The sequence below is a fragment of the Streptomyces sp. ID05-26A genome, assembly GCF_033794685.1.
In the GTDB taxonomy this organism is placed as follows: Bacteria; Actinomycetota; Actinomycetes; order Mycobacteriales; family Pseudonocardiaceae; genus Lentzea.
The window spans coordinates 1,593,900-1,609,162 of the sequence record NZ_JARAYZ010000001.1; the positions used below are offsets into that span (position 1 = coordinate 1,593,900).

Here is a 15,263-nt window from a genome sequence, read left to right on the forward strand (position 1 = left end):
TCGGTGGCAAAGGAGCTGGTCTGAGGGCCGGTGAAGGGGACGCGGGAGGCATCCCCTTCACCGACCGACGAGGTGACTAGTTGACGACGTCGTCCACGGAGGGCGACTCGGACCTCGACAGGTTGATGCCGAGGTTCGCGGCCGCGCGCTCCAGGTCCTCGTCGTCGCCGTCGCGCATCTCGATCGCGGCACCGTCCGAAGACAGGACCTCGACGTTGAGGCAGAGCGACTGCAGCTCCTTGAGCAGCACCTTGAAGGACTCCGGGATACCGGGTTCCGGGATGTTCTCGCCCTTGACGATGGCCTCGTAGACCTTCACGCGGCCAAGCACGTCGTCGGACTTGATGGTGAGGAGTTCCTGCAGGGTGTATGCGGCGCCGTACGCCTGCATCGCCCAGCACTCCATCTCACCGAAGCGCTGACCACCGAACTGCGCCTTACCACCCAGCGGCTGCTGCGTGATCATCGAGTACGGGCCGGTCGAACGCGCGTGGATCTTGTCGTCCACCAGGTGCAGCAGCTTCAGGATGTACATGTAGCCGACGGACACCGGGAACGGGTACGGCTCGCCGGAGCGGCCGTCGAAGAGCTGCGCCTTGCCGTTCTGCTTGACCATCCGCTCACCGTCGCGGTTCGGGATGGTCGAGCCGAGCAGGCCCGTGATCTCTTCTTCCTTCGCACCGTCGAACACCGGCGTGGCGGTCTTCGTGCCGGGCTCCACGTCCATCAGGTCCTCGGACAGGTTCTTCGCCCAGTCCGGGTCCCCGTTGATGCTCCAGCCCTGCTTGGCGATCCACCCGAGGTGGGTCTCCAGCACCTGGCCGATGTTCATACGACGCGGCACACCGTGCGTGTTCAGGATGATGTCGACCGGCGTGCCGTCCTCGAGGAACGGCATGTCCTCCGCGGGGAGGATCTTGCCGATGACGCCCTTGTTGCCGTGGCGGCCGGCGAGCTTGTCACCGTCCTGGATCTTGCGCTTCTGGGCCACGTAGACGCGGACGAGTTCGTTCACGCCCGGAGGCAGCTCGTCGTCGTCCTCACGCGAGAAGACGCGGATGCCGATGACCTTGCCGTACTCGCCGTGCGGCACCTTCAGCGACGTGTCGCGGACCTCGCGCGCCTTCTCACCGAAGATCGCGCGGAGCAGGCGCTCCTCGGGCGTCAGCTCGGTCTCGCCCTTGGGCGTGACCTTGCCGACGAGGATGTCGCCGGGCTGGACCTCGGCACCGATGCGGATGATGCCGCGCTCGTCCAGGTCGGCCAGGACCTCTTCGGAGACGTTCGGGATGTCCCGGGTGATCTCCTCGGCGCCGAGCTTCGTGTCGCGGGCGTCGATCTCGTGCTCCTCGATGTGGATCGAGGTGAGAACGTCGTCCTGCACGAGGCGCTGCGACAGGATGATCGCGTCCTCGTAGTTGTGGCCTTCCCACGGCATGATCGCCACGAGCAGGTTCTTGCCGAGCGCCATCTCGGCGTTCTCGGTGCAAGGACCGTCGGCCAGGACCTGACCCGCCTCGATCCGGTCGCCCTCGTTGACGATGGGCTTCTGGTTGATGCAGGTGCCCTGGTTCGAGCGACGGAACTTGTGCAGCGCGTAGGTGTTGCGCGCACCGTCGTCGGCCATGACGGTGATGTAGTCGGCGGAGACCTCCTCGACCACACCCGTCTTCTTCGCGACGACGACGTCACCGGCGTCGACCGCGGCACGCAGCTCCATGCCGGTGCCGACGAGCGGCGACTCGGAGCGGAGCAGCGGCACGGCCTGACGCTGCATGTTCGCACCCATCAGGGCGCGGTTCGCGTCGTCGTGCTCGAGGAACGGGATCATGGCCGTCGCGGCCGACACCATCTGGCGCGGCGAGACGTCCATGTAGTCGACGTCGGTCGGGTCGATGAACTCGACCTCGCCGCCCTTCTTGCGGACGAGAACGCGGTCGTCGGTGAAGTTGCCCTCGTCGTCGGTCGGCGAGTTCGCCTGCGCCTTGACGAAGCGGTCTTCCTCGTCCGCGGTCAGGTAGTCGATCTGGTCGGTGACCCGGCCGTCGGTGACCTTGCGGTACGGCGTCTCGATGAAGCCGAACGGGTTGACCCGCGCGTAGCTCGAGAGCGAACCGATCAGACCGATGTTCGGGCCTTCCGGCGTCTCGATCGGGCACATGCGGCCGTAGTGCGACGGGTGGACGTCGCGGACCTCCATGCCGGCGCGCTCACGGGACAGACCGCCCGGACCCAGTGCCGACAGGCGGCGCTTGTGGGTCAGACCCGCGAGCGGGTTGGTCTGGTCCATGAACTGCGAGAGCTGCGAGGTGCCGAAGAACTCCTTGATCGCCGCCACGACGGGACGGATGTTGATCAGGGTCTGCGGCGTGATGGCCTCGACGTCCTGCGTGGTCATGCGCTCGCGGACGACGCGCTCCATGCGGGACAGGCCGACGCGGATCTGGTTCTGGATCAGCTCGCCCACGGTGCGCAGACGACGGTTGCCGAAGTGGTCGATGTCGTCGACCTCGACGGGCACGTCGCCACCGGCGGCGGCGTCCATCAGCGTCTCACCCGCGTGCAGGCGAACGAGGTACTCGATCGTCGTGACGATGTCGTCCTCGGTCAGGACACCGGTGTTGATCTCGGTGTCCAGGCCCAGCTTCTTGTTGACCTTGTAACGGCCAACCTTCGCCAGGTCGTAGCGCTTGTCCTTGAAGAACAGGTTCTCCAGCAGGGCCTGCGCCGACTCCTTCGTCGGGGGCTCGCCGGGGCGCAGCTTGCGGTAGATGTCGAGCAACGCCTCGTCGGTGCCTGCGGTGTGGTCCTTCTCGAGCGTGGTCAGCAACGTCTCGCTGAACGCGAACCGCTCGCGAATCTGCTCCGTGCTCCAGCCCAGAGCCTTCAACAGCACCGTCACCGGCTGGCGACGCTTCCGGTCGATGCGGACACCGACGGTGTCGCGCTTGTCGACGTCGAACTCCAGCCAAGCACCCCGAGACGGGATGATCTTGACGCTGAAGACGTCCTTGTCGGTCGTCTTGTCGACCGCGGTGTCGTAGTACACACCGGGCGAACGCACGAGCTGAGAGACCACCACGCGCTCAGTGCCGTTGATGATGAACGTGCCCTTGTTCGTCATCATCGGGAAGTCACCCATGAACACCGTCTGGCTCTTGATCTCGCCAGTGGTGTGGTTGGTGAACTCCGCCGTGACGAACAACGGTGCCGCGTACGTCATGTCCTTGTCCTTGCACTCTTCGGTCGAGGCCTTGACCTCGTCGAAGCGCGGGTCGGAGAAGGACAGTGACATGGAGCCGGAGAAGTCCTCGATCGGCGAGATCTCGTTGAGGACCTCTTCGAGGCCGCCCGTCGGGTTCTCGTCACCGGCGTCGATACGGCGCTGGAACCACGCCTCGTCACCGGTGAGCCATTCAAAGGACTGGATCTGCAGGTCAAGCAGGTTGGGCGTCGAAAGCGGCTCGTGAATCTTCGCGAACGAGACCCGCTTCGGCGCTCCAGGGATCCCCGACGTGGAGTTGGTCGCAGCAGTGGCCTTGGTCGCGCGAGAGATCGCCAAGATGCGTCCTTCCAGGGACAAATAGCTGGCTAGAGCGAACTAGCACGGCTGTCAAGGGTGCGGCGCTGCTCGACTAATCCACGCTCTCGGCGAAGGGCAAGCGGAAAATGGGCAGCGCAAAGGGGCAGTCTAGCCACGCGCACGGCGACTGTCGAGAGGCACCTGGAAGGACCCTCCTCTTGCTCACCGACAGAGTGACCCTGCATGAGCGCGCAGTCAAGATGTTGCGGGTCGATCCACCCTCTGGATGGAGCGCCGTTTACTGCAAGTCACCCAATTGACCTGGGGAAACACGTGTACGGCCGTTTTGGTGGGAAGTTGACGGCCTCAAGTGGACTTACAGAGCGCCACAAGATTTGTGTGACTGAGGTCACGCGTGTCGGGACTGGTGGAGGACGTCCAATCGGTGCTTCCGGGGCTCCCGCGGCGTCCTCGCAGCGGAGTTGATCTTAGTGGACGGTGATCAGTTACCCGGCACCGGCCCGCCCCAAACGAGTTGGGGTGGTGGGGTGAGGCTCGCGGGGGCGGCTGGGTGGGTCGTGAGGGCTGGGACGCGCCTGGGGCCGTCTCGGGCGTGCGCGAGAGCGGTGCCGTGCGCGCGTGCGGGACCCGCTGCGGTCAGCAGCCCTGGAGTTGGCGGTTCTGCTCCGCCGTCGCCCCGAACATCTCCATGTTGTCGATCTTCCACCGGCCGCCGTCGTCCACCGCGCTCACGCGGAGCATGGCGGTGCCGCCGCCCGACTGGTTGTCGGTGGTGCGGGTGGTGACCTGGTCGGCGAACACGAGCACGGTGGCGTGGTCGTCCTTGAGAGAGGACACGGCCGACGACACGACGCGGACGGTCACGACGAGCTTCTGCTGCGGCGCGACCTCCTTCACCGGGCCGAACACGGCGTTGTACTGGCACAGGGCCTTGCCGGTGAGGAGCTCTTTCGCGGCCTTCTCGGTGGACTCGACGTCGGCGAAGTTGTACGAGAACGACCTCTCGACGGCCTCGCGGATCTGGCCGTTGACCGCCGAGGTGGTGGCGGCGTCGACCAGGGCGGCGTCGTAGGACACCGAGCGCGACTTCACCAGGAAGAACGTGCCCAGGGCGCCCAGCAGGACCGCGACCACCAGCAGTGCAGCGGGAAGCACCCAGCCGCCCTGGAACGGAGCCTTGGCCGGCTCTACCACCTTGACCGGCTCGGCCTTCTCGGCCGCCACAGCCTTCTTCTTCGGCGTCGCCGACGGGGGCCAGTCGAGCGCCTCAGGTGCCTTGAGGTCTGCCTCTTTGGCCACCGGCTCCGGCACGACCTCCGGCGCCACGTCCTCGACCACGGGCTCGGCCGCGGGCTCGGCCGTGGGCGAGACGTCAGGCGCGACCTCGGGCTCCGCGGACGCGCGGCGGTTCAGACCGGCGACCTTCGGACGGCCTCCGGCGGGCGGCGTGGGAATGGGGCGGCGGCGGGAAGGGGGCACGTGCACTCGTTCCAATCAGCTCTGGCCGGATCAGACGCCTGCCCGCAGGGGGCCGAGCTGCGAGAGCTTCCAGCCGTCCTCGGTGCGGGTGAGCTTGGTCAGGTACCGGTTGATCTTGGTGACCTGCTGGCCGCCGTCGGGCGTCACGGTGCTCTCGACCACGGCGATCATCGACGCGCTGCCGGCACGGTCGTCCAGCTCGGTGATCGCGGCGTCGAGGACCTTCGACGTCGTCACGGACTTGGCGTCGACCAGCTGCTTCTTGCGCGAGTCCTTGTCCTTGTCGATCTCGGCGCGCAGGTCGCCGGTCGACGAGTTGAGCCAGCGCTGCAGGTCCTCGTCGACCTTCTTGTAGTCCAGCGTCAGGAAGTTCGTGACGCCCACCTGGCCCGAGCGCAGGGCCTCGTCGCGCACCGAGGCGAACGACGACGCCGACGAGTTCGACGCCGAGTACCAGGCCACGCCCGCGTAGGCGGCGTACCCGAACGTCAGCACCGCCAGGACGGCGGCGACCACCGTGAAGATCCGCACTACTTCTTCCCCTCCGAAGGCAGGCCGAGCAGCTGGCCCAGCGACGTCAGCAACGGCACCTCCGGAGCAGCTGCCTGCCCCGTCGGCTCCTGGCCGGGCTGCGTGGTCGCGTTGCCGACCGGCGTGGTCGGCGTTCCACCGTACGGCGCATTCTGCGAGCCTCGCACCGACGTCGCCGACCCGCGCGCGAGAGCGCAGTAGGCCTGCGTGTTCAGCGGCGCGGCCGAGGTGTCACCACCGGGCCGGATGGTCGTGCCCTCGTATCCGACCGTGCACGGCATCGGGTCGAACACGTTCAGAGCCAGCCCGAAGTGCGCAGACCCGTCGCCCGGCGCCACGGAGAACCCGCCACCGACGGCGATGGGGTACGTCACCGCGATCTGCTCCAAACCATCACGCCTGGTCACGAGGATGTTCGACGTGGTCAGCAGGTTCGCGAACACCACCCCGAGGTTCGGCCCGCTCTCCTTCAGAAGGGCCGACACCTGCTCGGACGCCGGCGGCACCGCCACGATCAACCGCCGCAGGTCGCCGTCGGACGCCTTGAGCTGCTCGGCGAGCAACCGCAGGTCACCGCTGAACGACCGGATGGCGCCACCGGACGCGGCCTGCGTGGCCAGCACGATCCGCCCGTCCTGCAGCAACTGCGTCGTCTGAGGCAGGTGTTCCTTGGCCGCAGCCGTGAACGCCGCGGTGTTGTCGATCAACACCTGAAGATCGCCACCGGTCCCGCTGAACGCCGTGTGCAGCTCGTCCACGACGGTCCGCAGGGAATCCGTCGGCACGGAGGAGGCGAAGGAGTCCAAGTTGGACAACAGCCCGTCGACCGGAGGCGGCGTCTTGGTCGAGGACCGCGGGATGACCGCCCCCGCCTCCAGGTAGGGCCCGCCGTCGGCCTTGGGCCGCAGATCGACGTACTGCTCACCCACCGCCGACCGGTTCGCCACCACGGCCTCCAGGGCGGACGGCACGCGGGGCGCGTCGGCGTCCAGCTCCAGGTCGACCTCGATGCCGTCGGACGCCAGTCGCAGCTGCCCGACCCGCCCGATCGTCACGCCGCGATAGGTCACCTCGGCGTTGGTGAAGATGCCGCCCGAATCGGCGAGCTGCATCGTCACGACCGTCGACGACGACTTGAACAGCCCGACGTAGGTGGCACTGACGTAGGAGATGCCCAGCAACGCGACCAGCACGAACGCGCCGATCTTGAGCTTCGTCGACCGCAGGATCACTTGCGACCACCTCCCAGCAGACCGCCGAGCAGGTCGCCCAGCCCGGACCCGGTGCCCTGCCCGAGGTTCGGCAGCGGGATGTTCGGCATCGGCAGCGGCGTGCCCTGCGACGGGATCAGCGAGTCGATCGGCGACTGCCGCGACCGGCCGAGGTTGTCGAGCACGGTGCCGAGGTTCAGGTCGAGGTCGATGAACGCGTTGGTGTAGTCGCCCTTGATGCCGTCGACCGCCTCGTCCGGGAACGGGTAGGTCAGCAGCAGCTCCAGCGACTTCGGCAGGTTCTGCCCCGACTCGACCAGCTTGGTCAGCGTCGGCTGCAACGCCTTCAGGTCCGCCACGATGTCGTCACGGCTCCGGTTGATCGTGTCCGTGGCGACCCCGGAGAGCTTGGTCAACGACTGCAGCAACGTCACGAGCTGCGTGCGCTGCTCGGCCAGCACCTGCAGGCCGGGCTGCAGGTCCGTCAGCGCGACGGCGATCTTGTCCCGCTGCTGCGCCAAAGTCCCGGACAACCGGTTGAGGGAGTCGAGCGCGCGGACGATCTCCGCCTTGTGCTTGTCGAGCTCCCCGACGAACGTGTTGAGGTTGCCCAGCAACGAGCGGATCTCGGCCTCGTTGCCCTCCATCGCCGCGTTGAGCTCCTTGGTAATGTTCTGCAGCTGCGCCACACCACCACCGTTGAGCAGCATCGACAACGCGCCGAAGACCTCTTCGACCTCGGGGTTGCGGTTGGTCCGGTCCACCGGGATCACGGCGTTGTCGGCCAACGAGCCGGCAGCGTCCTTGGGCTTCCCGAGCTCCACGAACTTCTCGCCCAGCAACGCGGACTGGCGCAGCTTCGCGAACGCGTTGGCTGGCAGCCGAACGTCCCCGTTGACCAGCAACGTCACCTCGGCGGTCCAGCCGTCGGCACCCAGGTCGATCTTCTCGACCCGACCGACCGGCACGTCGTTGACCTTCACGCCGGCCTGCGGCACGAGGTCGAGCACGTCCTTGAACTGCGCCTTGACCCGGTACGGGTGATCACCGACGTCGGCACCACCGGGCAACGGCAGGTTGTAGACACCGTCGAACCCGCCCGAACCGCACCCGGCGAGCACCAGCGCACTGAGAACGATCGCCAGCTTCCTCACTGGGGCACCCCCGCGAGCGGCAGGGGCAACGGCAGCTTGCCCGCGTTGAGGTCGCTGAGGATCTCGGCCGGCGGCTTCAGCGGCACCACACCGGTCAGGATCGGCTCCAGCTGCTTGCACGTCTGGGCGAGCACCGGCGGCACGTCGTTCGGCGTCGCCTGCTGGATCAGCTTGCAGATCAGCACGATCGGCGGCTGGTTCAGCTCGTTGATGTTCGCGCGGGTGTCGAGCGTGCCGGACGCCGCGTTGTAGGAGTTCTGCAAGTTGCCCAGCGCCAGCGGCGCCACGTCCAGCGTCTCGGCCAGCGCCGCCCGCTGGTTCACCAGCACCTGCGTGATCGAGGCGAGCTTGTCCACGTTGGACTTGAGCACCTCGCGGTTGTCCTTGATGAACCCCTGCACCATCCCGAGCGCGGTCGCGAGCTCGTTCAACGCCGCCCCGAGGTCACCGCGTTCGTCGGCGAGCATCTTCGACACGTCCGCGAGCTGCTTGTTGAAGTCGCGCACCTGGCTGTCGTTCGCCGCCAGCATCGCGGTGAACTTCTGCAGGTTGTCGACCGTCGCGAACAGGTCCTCTTTGGACCCCGACAGCGTCCGGGTGGCCTGGCCGAGGTTCTTCAACGTGTCGTTGAGCGCCTGGCCGTTGCCCTCGAGGTTGCGGGCCGCGGAGTTCAGCAGGTCCGCGAGCGCCCCATCGGCGTTCGCGCCGTTGGGCCCCAACGCGGTCGTGAGCTTGTCGAGCGACGAGTACAGCTCGTCCAGCTCGACCGGCGTCGCGGTGCGTTCACGCGGGATCACGGCGTCGTCACCCATGACGGGACCGCCGGTGTAGGCGGGCGCGAGCTGCACGTACCGGTCGGAGACCACGCTCGGCGAGACCACGACGGCCTGCGCGTTCTCCGGCACCCGCACGTCGCGGTCGAGCGTGAACACGACCTTCACGGTCTTGCCCTCGGGCGTGACCTCGTCGATCGTGCCGACCTTCACGCCGAGAACGCGCACGTCACCGCCGGGGTAGACGCCGACGGCCGCCGCGAAGTGCGCGGTGACCTTGCGCCCGTTCATCCCGGCGAAGACCCACCACAGCGCGGCCGTCACGACCAGCGCGAGCACGCACGCGATCGCGATGAACCGGCCGACCTTGCTCTGAGCCACGTCAGTCATCGCTGCACCCCCGGCGGCAGGCAGCCTTCCTCGTTGAACCCGACGACGCCGAGGTTCACCGCGGGCGGCAGCAGACCGCAGATGTAGGTGTCGAACCAGCGACCGTTGCCGAGGGTGTTCGCGAACACCCGGTAGAACGGCGCCATCAGCGCCAGGCTCCGGTCGAGGTTGTCCTGGTTGCGCTGCAGGATCGTGGTGACGCGGCCGAGCTGTTCCAGCGCCGGCTTGAGCTGGTTCTGGTTGTCCGTCACCAGTCCGCTGAGCTCGCGGGACAGCGAGCGCGTGCCGTCCAGCAGCGCACTGATCGCCTCACGGCGCTTGCGCAGCTCGCCCAGCAGCAGGTTGCCGTCCGACAGCAGCTTCTCGAACTCGGCGTTGCGGTCGGCCAGCGTCTTGGTCAGCTGCCTGGTGTTGTCCAGGAGCTTCGCCAGCTGCTGGTCGCGCGAGGAGATCGTCTTCGACAACGCGGACAGGCCGTCCAGCGCGCCGCGGACGTGCTCCGGCGAGTTCTTGAAGGTGTCGGACAGGACGGTGAAGCTGTCCGCGAGCTGCTTGGTGTCGATCTGCCCGACGGTCGTCGCGAGCCCGTTGAACGCCTCGTTGACGTCGTACGGTGCGAGCGTGCGTTCCTTCGGGATGGGGTCGCCGGGCGACAGGGGCTGCGTGCCCTGCGGGTCCAGCGCCACGAACTTCTGCCCCAGCAACGTCTTGATGCGGATCATCGCGGTCGTCCGGTCGCCCACCCAGGCGTCCTTGACCTTGAACGTCACCCGCACCCGGTCGCCGTTGAGCTTGACCTTGGTGACCTTGCCGACCTTCACACCGGCGACGCGGACCTCGTTGCCCGCCACCAGTCCCGCGGCCTCGCTGAAGTCGGCGGCGTACGAGGTGCCACCGCCCACGATGGGCAGGTCGTCGGAGTAGAACGCGGCGAGCAGCAGCAGGGCGATCAACGTCAGGCTGATCGCACCGGTCCTGATCGGGTTCGTCGTCTTCATCGGCGGCACCTCTGCTGTGTCACCGGCAACGCCGTGATGGGGATCGGGTTGTTGATGACCGGCGGCACGGCGATCTGGCCGCTGGCCTCGCACAGGTAGAAGTTGAACCACGAGCCGTAGGTCGCGGTCCGGGTGATCGTCTCCAGCTTGTTGGGCAGTCGCTGCAACATGCGGTCGACGAGCACCTCGTTGTCGCCCAACGTCTTCGAGACGATGCCGAGCTGGGCGATGTCGTTCTTCAGCGGCTCGCGGCCCTGCTCCAGCAACCCGGAGGTGGCCTGCGTCAGGTCGCCGAGCGCGGTGATCGCGTCACCGATCGGCTGACGGTCCTGCGCGAGCCCGGAGACCAGCGACTGCAACGTGATCACGAGGTTGTTGAAGTCCTCGTCGCGCGAGTTCACGGTCTCCAGCGCGGTGTTGAGGTTGTCGACGACCTCGCCGATCACCTTGTCCTTGCTCGCCAGCGTGCTGGTCAGCGAGGCCGTGTGCTGCAGCAGGCTGTCGATCGTGCTGCCTTCTCCCTGCAGCACCTGGATGATCTCGAACGACAGCTTGTTCACGTCGTCCGGGGACAGCGCCTGGAACAACGGCTTGAAGCCGTTGAACAGCACGGTCAGGTCCAGCGCGGCTTTCGTCCGCTCCAACGGGATCGTGCCGCCCTCGGCCAGCACCGCCTTGGTGTCACCGGTGCCGGACTCCAGCGCGATGTACCGCTGCCCCACCAGGTTCCGGTACTTGATCGTCGCGGTGACGGCCTCGGGCAGCTTGCGGTCGCCGTCGATCGAGAACTCGACCTCGGCGGTCTTGCGGTCCACGACCTTGATGCCGTCGACCTGCCCGACGCGGACACCGGCGATGCGGATGTCGTCACCCTCGTTGAGCGCGGTGACGTCGGTGAACTGGGCCTTGTAGCCGGTGGCGCTGGCCAGGTTCACGTTGGCGATGGTGACCGCGAGCAGCGACGTGGCGAGGATCGTGACCACCGCGAAGGCGATCAGCTTGAGCAGCGGGGCGAGCAGTCCCTTCACTTGACGGTCACCTCCGTGCCGCGGACCAGCGGGCCGAGCAGCAGGCTCGACCAGCCGGGCATGTCCTGCGGGTCGACGCCGATGCGCGGTCCGAAGAGCGCGGCGATCAACCTGGCCTCCTCCGGCGAGTTCGCGAGCCGCAGCACGTCGGCGGACTGCGGCATGGTCGCGCCGGGCGGGATGATGCCGTCGTTCGCGACGCGGGCGGGCGGCGGCGAGCTGGAACCGTCCTGCACCGGACCCTCCGGCGGGTACTGCGGGAACGGGTTCGGCCGCGGGATGAGGTCGTAACAACGGGGTCCGCGCTTGTCCCGGTACTCGGGCTCGTCGAGGTTCGGCTTGTACTTGCCGCGGTTCTGCGTGATCTCCAGCGTGATGTGCAGACCGGGCTCGTTGGTGCCCTCGCCGAACGCCTTGCTGATCACCGGCTCGAACTCCGCAAGTCCCTTGAGCAGGCACGGGTACTCGGGCGCGTACTTCGCGAGCAGCTCCAGCGTCGGGCGGCTGGTGTCGGCGAGCGCGATGATGTTGTTCTTGTTGACCGTGACGAAGCTGGTGACGTCCTGCGACGTGGTGGTCAGCGAACCGTAGAGCGACAGCAGGTTCTCGCGCTGGTCGACGACGGTCTTGGTCGTCGTGGTCATGTCGTTGAGCGCCTGCAACAGGTCCGGCGCGGCGTCCGAGTAGACGTTCGCGACGTCCGCGAGCTTGGAGATGTTGTCCTTCAACGCGGGCAGCTGCGGGTTGAGCTCACCGAGGTAGGAGTCCAGCGACACCAGCGTCTCGCCGAGCGGCTTGCCCCGTCCGTCGAGCGCCTGCGACAACGCCGTCAACGTGGTGGCGAGCTTCTCCGGCTGGATCGCTTGCAGCACCGGCATCAGGTTGTCGAGCACGCGTTCGAGCTCGATCGCACTGCTCGTCCGGTCCTGCGAGATGACCGCGCCCTGGGTGATGGCCGCGCTCTTCTGCTGCGGCAGCACGAGGTTCACGTACCGCTCACCGAACAACGTCTTGGGCAGCAGGCGCGCGCTGACGTTGGACGGGATCTGCTCGACCTTGTCCGGCAACAACGCCAGCTCCAGCTCAGCGCCGTCCCCGCTGGTGCGGATGGCCTTCACCGAACCGACGATCAGCCCGCGCACCTTGACGTCACTCGCGGTCTGCAGCTGGTTGCCGATGTGGTCGGTCTTGAGCGTGACCTTCACGTAGTCGCTGAAGGCGTCCTTGTAGAGCGCCACGGTGAGCGACAGGAACATGGCGATCGCGAGAAGAAAGGCGATGCCCAGCACGCGTTTCTTCATCCGGCGATCCTCACCGTCGTCGTCGCGCCCCAGATGGCGAGGCTCAGGAAGAAGTCGAGCAGCGCCGTCGTGACGATCGCGGTCCGCACCGCACGCCCGACCGCCACACCAACCCCGGCCGGACCACCGGAAGCGCGGTAGCCGTAGTAGCAGTGGGTCATGATGATCACGACCGCGAAGACCAGCACCTTGCCGAACGACCAGAGCACGTCGATCGGCGGTAGGAACAGGTTGAAGTAGTGGTCGTACGTACCGGCCGACTGCCCGTAGAACTCCACGGTGATAGTTCTGGCTGCCAGATAACTGGTCAGCAGCCCGATCACGTACAGCGGGATGATCGCGACGAACCCGGCGATGATCCGAGTGGTCACCAGGAACGGCAGGCTGGGAATCCCCATGACTTCAAGCGCGTCGATCTCCTCGGAGATCCGCATGGCACCCAACTGAGCCGTGAAACCAGACCCGACGGTGGCAGACAGCGCCAACCCGGCAACCAACGGCGCAATCTCACGGGTGTTGAAGTAGGCGGAAACGAACCCGGCAAAGGCGGACGTACCGATCTGGTTCAAGGCAGTGAAGCCCTGCAACCCGACCACAGTCCCGGTGAACACGGACAGCCCGACCATCACACCGATCGTGCCGCCGATGACCGCGAGCGCCCCGGACCCGAAGCTGACCTCGGCCAGGAGCCGCAACGTCTCCTTGGAGTACCGCTTGAGCGCACGGGGCGTCCACGCCAGCGCCTTGATGTAGAACGACAGCTGGTCGCCGAACCCGTCCAGGGTGGAGAGCACCTTGTTCGCCATCAGCTCCCCTTCGCGGGCACGACCTGCAAGTAGATCGTGGTGAGGACGAAGTTGACGAAGAACAACAACAGGAACGTGATGACCACGGCCTGGTTGACCGCGTCCCCCACGCCCTTGGGCCCGCCGGCGGGGTTGAGCCCCCGGTAGGCGGCCACGATCCCGGCGATGAACCCGAAGATCAGGGCCTTCAACTCACTGATCCACAGGTCGGGCAACTGCGCCAACGCCGAAAAACTCGCGAGATAAGCGCCGGGCGTGCCGTCCTGCATGACCACGTTGAAGAAGTAGCCACCCATCACACCGACGACGCTCACCATGCCGTTGAGCAGCACGGACACCAACATCGCCGCAAGCACCCGTGGCACCACGAGCCGATGGATCGGCGACACCCCGAGCACTTCCATCGCGTCGATCTCTTCACGAATCTTGCGCGACCCGAGGTCCGCACAAATGGCAGAACCACCGGCTCCAGCGATCAGCAACGCCGTCACGATCGGACTGGCCTGCTGAATGATCGCGAGCACACTGGCCGCGCCAGTGAACGACTGAGCACCGATCTGCCGAGTGAGCGACCCCAGCTGCAACGCGATGACCGCACCGAACGGAATAGACACCAGCGCCGTAGGCAACACCGTCACGCTGACGATGAACCAACTCTGCTGAATGAACTCCCGCAACTGAAAAGGCCGCCGGAACGTGGCCCGGACAACGTCGATCCCGAGCTGACACAGCTTCCCGGTCTCCCGCAGCGCACCAGCACCGGGGAACGAGGTCTGAGCGGTCACAGAACACCACCCTGCCGAGGCCACGGGCTGGGCGCAGGCGCAGCAACGGCAGTCCCGGCGTGCACGCCGTACCGAACCTGTTCCTCGGTGGAAAGACTCTCGATGATCCCCTGCTGAGCCTGGTGAGGCAGCTGGTGAATGATCGACATGACCCGATCCTTGCGCCGCCGCACAGCGTCCCGAACCGGCAGCCCGGGCGTGGGCTCGATCTGCGGAATGATCCCCCGGACATCCTCGGACGTGGACCCGTCCGAGTGCCCGGCGTCCGCATGAGCCTGCTCAGCGGCCATGGTGGCCGTGTCCTTCTCCTCGGACATCCCGATCGGCCCCAGCCGCCGCCCGTTCAAGAACTGCTCGACCACGGGTTCGTCGCTGGTCAGCAACACCTCACGGGGCCCGAACATGACAAGCTCCCGCCGGAACAACATCCCCAGGTTGTCCGGCACGGTACGAGCAATGTTGATGTTGTGCGTGACGATCAGAATCGTCGCGTCGATCTGAGCGTTCAAATCGATCAACAACTGACTCAGATAGGCCGTCCGAACAGGGTCCAGCCCGGAGTCCGGCTCGTCACACAAAATGATCTCGGGATCGAGCACCAGCGCACGAGCAAGACCAGCCCGCTTGCGCATACCGCCGGAGATCTCACCGGGAAGCTTCTTCTCGGCCCCGACAAGACCGACCATCTCCATCTTCTCGAGAACGATCCGCCGAACCTCGGCCTCCGTCTTGCGCGTGTGCTCCCGCAACGGAAAGGCGATGTTGTCGTACAGGTTCATCGACCCGAACAACGCACCGTCCTGGAACAGCACGCCGAACATCTTCCGAATCTCGTACAACCGGTGCTCAGAACACCGGACAAGATCGGTCCCACCAATAATGATCTTGCCCTGCTCAGGCTTGAGCAACCCGACCAACGACTTCAGGAACACGCTCTTGCCAGTACCAGAAGGCCCGAGCATCACGCTGACCTCACCCGGCGGCAACGTGAGCGTGACGTCCTGCCAGATGGTCTGCTTGCCGAAGGACTTGGTCAGACCCTCGACGACCACCTCGACGCCCATCCGCACCTCCGCACACGCCCGAGGACGCCGCAGCGATCGGCGTCACACCTGGGCAACGAGTTCGTTCGCGGCAGGTTACTCACCAGTTGGCCTAACGGCGGTTGCGTTCAGATAACGCCACAGAGCGTGACCTCGCAAAACGGTCACCAATCCCTAGACCACTGCCTGCCAACCAGGATTAACGAGACCGATGTGACTC

General features: G+C 66.4%; 12 protein-coding genes. All 12 read right to left on the bottom strand.

The window, feature by feature from the left end; all coding sequences use genetic code 11:
* Window positions 1-76 precede the first annotated feature (76 nt).
* The 12 genes from rpoB to PV646_RS07805 all read right to left on the bottom strand — a co-directional run bounded on the left by rpoB (window position 77) and on the right by PV646_RS07805 (window position 15,064).
* Entirely contained in the window at window positions 77-3,556 is a 3,480-nt protein-coding gene (gene rpoB / locus PV646_RS07750; RefSeq protein ID WP_500342322.1) for a DNA-directed RNA polymerase subunit beta, read from the bottom strand.
* Window positions 3,557-4,180: 624 nt separating this feature from the next.
* A complete protein-coding gene (locus PV646_RS07755; protein WP_500340765.1) occupies window positions 4,181-5,023 on the bottom strand; it encodes a hypothetical protein in 843 nt (280 codons plus the stop codon).
* Window positions 5,024-5,053: 30 nt separating this feature from the next.
* The gene (locus PV646_RS07760; protein WP_500340766.1) at window positions 5,054-5,554 is read right to left on the bottom strand and encodes an Rv1363c family protein; all 501 of its coding nucleotides are present in this window, start codon (window positions 5,552-5,554) and stop codon (window positions 5,054-5,056) included.
* Window positions 5,554-6,786, bottom strand: coding sequence for an MCE family protein (locus tag PV646_RS07765; RefSeq protein ID WP_500340767.1), 1,233 nt, complete (start codon window positions 6,784-6,786; stop codon window positions 5,554-5,556). The genes PV646_RS07760 and PV646_RS07765 overlap by 1 nt, the downstream gene beginning before the upstream one ends.
* Window positions 6,783-7,919, bottom strand: coding sequence for an MCE family protein (locus PV646_RS07770; RefSeq protein ID WP_500340768.1), 1,137 nt, complete (start codon window positions 7,917-7,919; stop codon window positions 6,783-6,785). The genes PV646_RS07765 and PV646_RS07770 overlap by 4 nt, the downstream gene beginning before the upstream one ends.
* Complete coding sequence (locus PV646_RS07775) at window positions 7,916-9,082, bottom strand: MCE family protein (protein WP_500340769.1); 1,167 nt, start codon at window positions 9,080-9,082, stop codon at window positions 7,916-7,918. The genes PV646_RS07770 and PV646_RS07775 overlap by 4 nt, the downstream gene beginning before the upstream one ends.
* Window positions 9,079-10,080, bottom strand: a complete 1,002-nt coding sequence (locus PV646_RS07780; RefSeq protein WP_500340770.1) for an MCE family protein — start codon at window positions 10,078-10,080, stop codon at window positions 9,079-9,081. Before PV646_RS07780 ends, PV646_RS07775 begins: the two co-directional genes overlap by 4 nt.
* Complete coding sequence (locus PV646_RS07785; protein WP_500340771.1) at window positions 10,077-11,108, bottom strand: MCE family protein; 1,032 nt, start codon at window positions 11,106-11,108, stop codon at window positions 10,077-10,079. The genes PV646_RS07780 and PV646_RS07785 overlap by 4 nt, the downstream gene beginning before the upstream one ends.
* Entirely contained in the window at window positions 11,105-12,409 is a 1,305-nt protein-coding gene (locus PV646_RS07790) for an MCE family protein (RefSeq protein ID WP_500340772.1), read from the bottom strand. The genes PV646_RS07785 and PV646_RS07790 overlap by 4 nt, the downstream gene beginning before the upstream one ends.
* On the bottom strand, window positions 12,406-13,215 hold the full coding sequence (locus PV646_RS07795) for an MlaE family ABC transporter permease (protein WP_090065886.1): 810 nt from the start codon (window positions 13,213-13,215) through the stop codon (window positions 12,406-12,408). The genes PV646_RS07790 and PV646_RS07795 overlap by 4 nt, the downstream gene beginning before the upstream one ends.
* Entirely contained in the window at window positions 13,215-14,000 is a 786-nt protein-coding gene (locus tag PV646_RS07800; protein ID WP_500340773.1) for an MlaE family ABC transporter permease, read from the bottom strand. The genes PV646_RS07795 and PV646_RS07800 overlap by 1 nt, the downstream gene beginning before the upstream one ends.
* The gene (locus PV646_RS07805) at window positions 13,997-15,064 is read right to left on the bottom strand and encodes an ABC transporter ATP-binding protein (protein ID WP_500340774.1); all 1,068 of its coding nucleotides are present in this window, start codon (window positions 15,062-15,064) and stop codon (window positions 13,997-13,999) included. Before PV646_RS07805 ends, PV646_RS07800 begins: the two co-directional genes overlap by 4 nt.
* Window positions 15,065-15,263 lie beyond the last annotated feature (199 nt).

Coding starts and splice junctions, on each gene's coding strand:
- PV646_RS07775 (WP_500340769.1), bottom strand. CDS start 9,082: ATGACTGACGTGGCTCAGAGCAAGGTCGGCCGGTTCATCGCGATCGCG.
- PV646_RS07780 (WP_500340770.1), bottom strand. CDS start 10,080: ATGAAGACGACGAACCCGATCAGGACCGGTGCGATCAGCCTGACGTTG.
- PV646_RS07790 (WP_500340772.1), bottom strand. CDS start 12,409: ATGAAGAAACGCGTGCTGGGCATCGCCTTTCTTCTCGCGATCGCCATG.
- PV646_RS07795 (WP_090065886.1), bottom strand. CDS start 13,215: ATGGCGAACAAGGTGCTCTCCACCCTGGACGGGTTCGGCGACCAGCTG.
- PV646_RS07805 (WP_500340774.1), bottom strand. CDS start 15,064: ATGGGCGTCGAGGTGGTCGTCGAGGGTCTGACCAAGTCCTTCGGCAAG.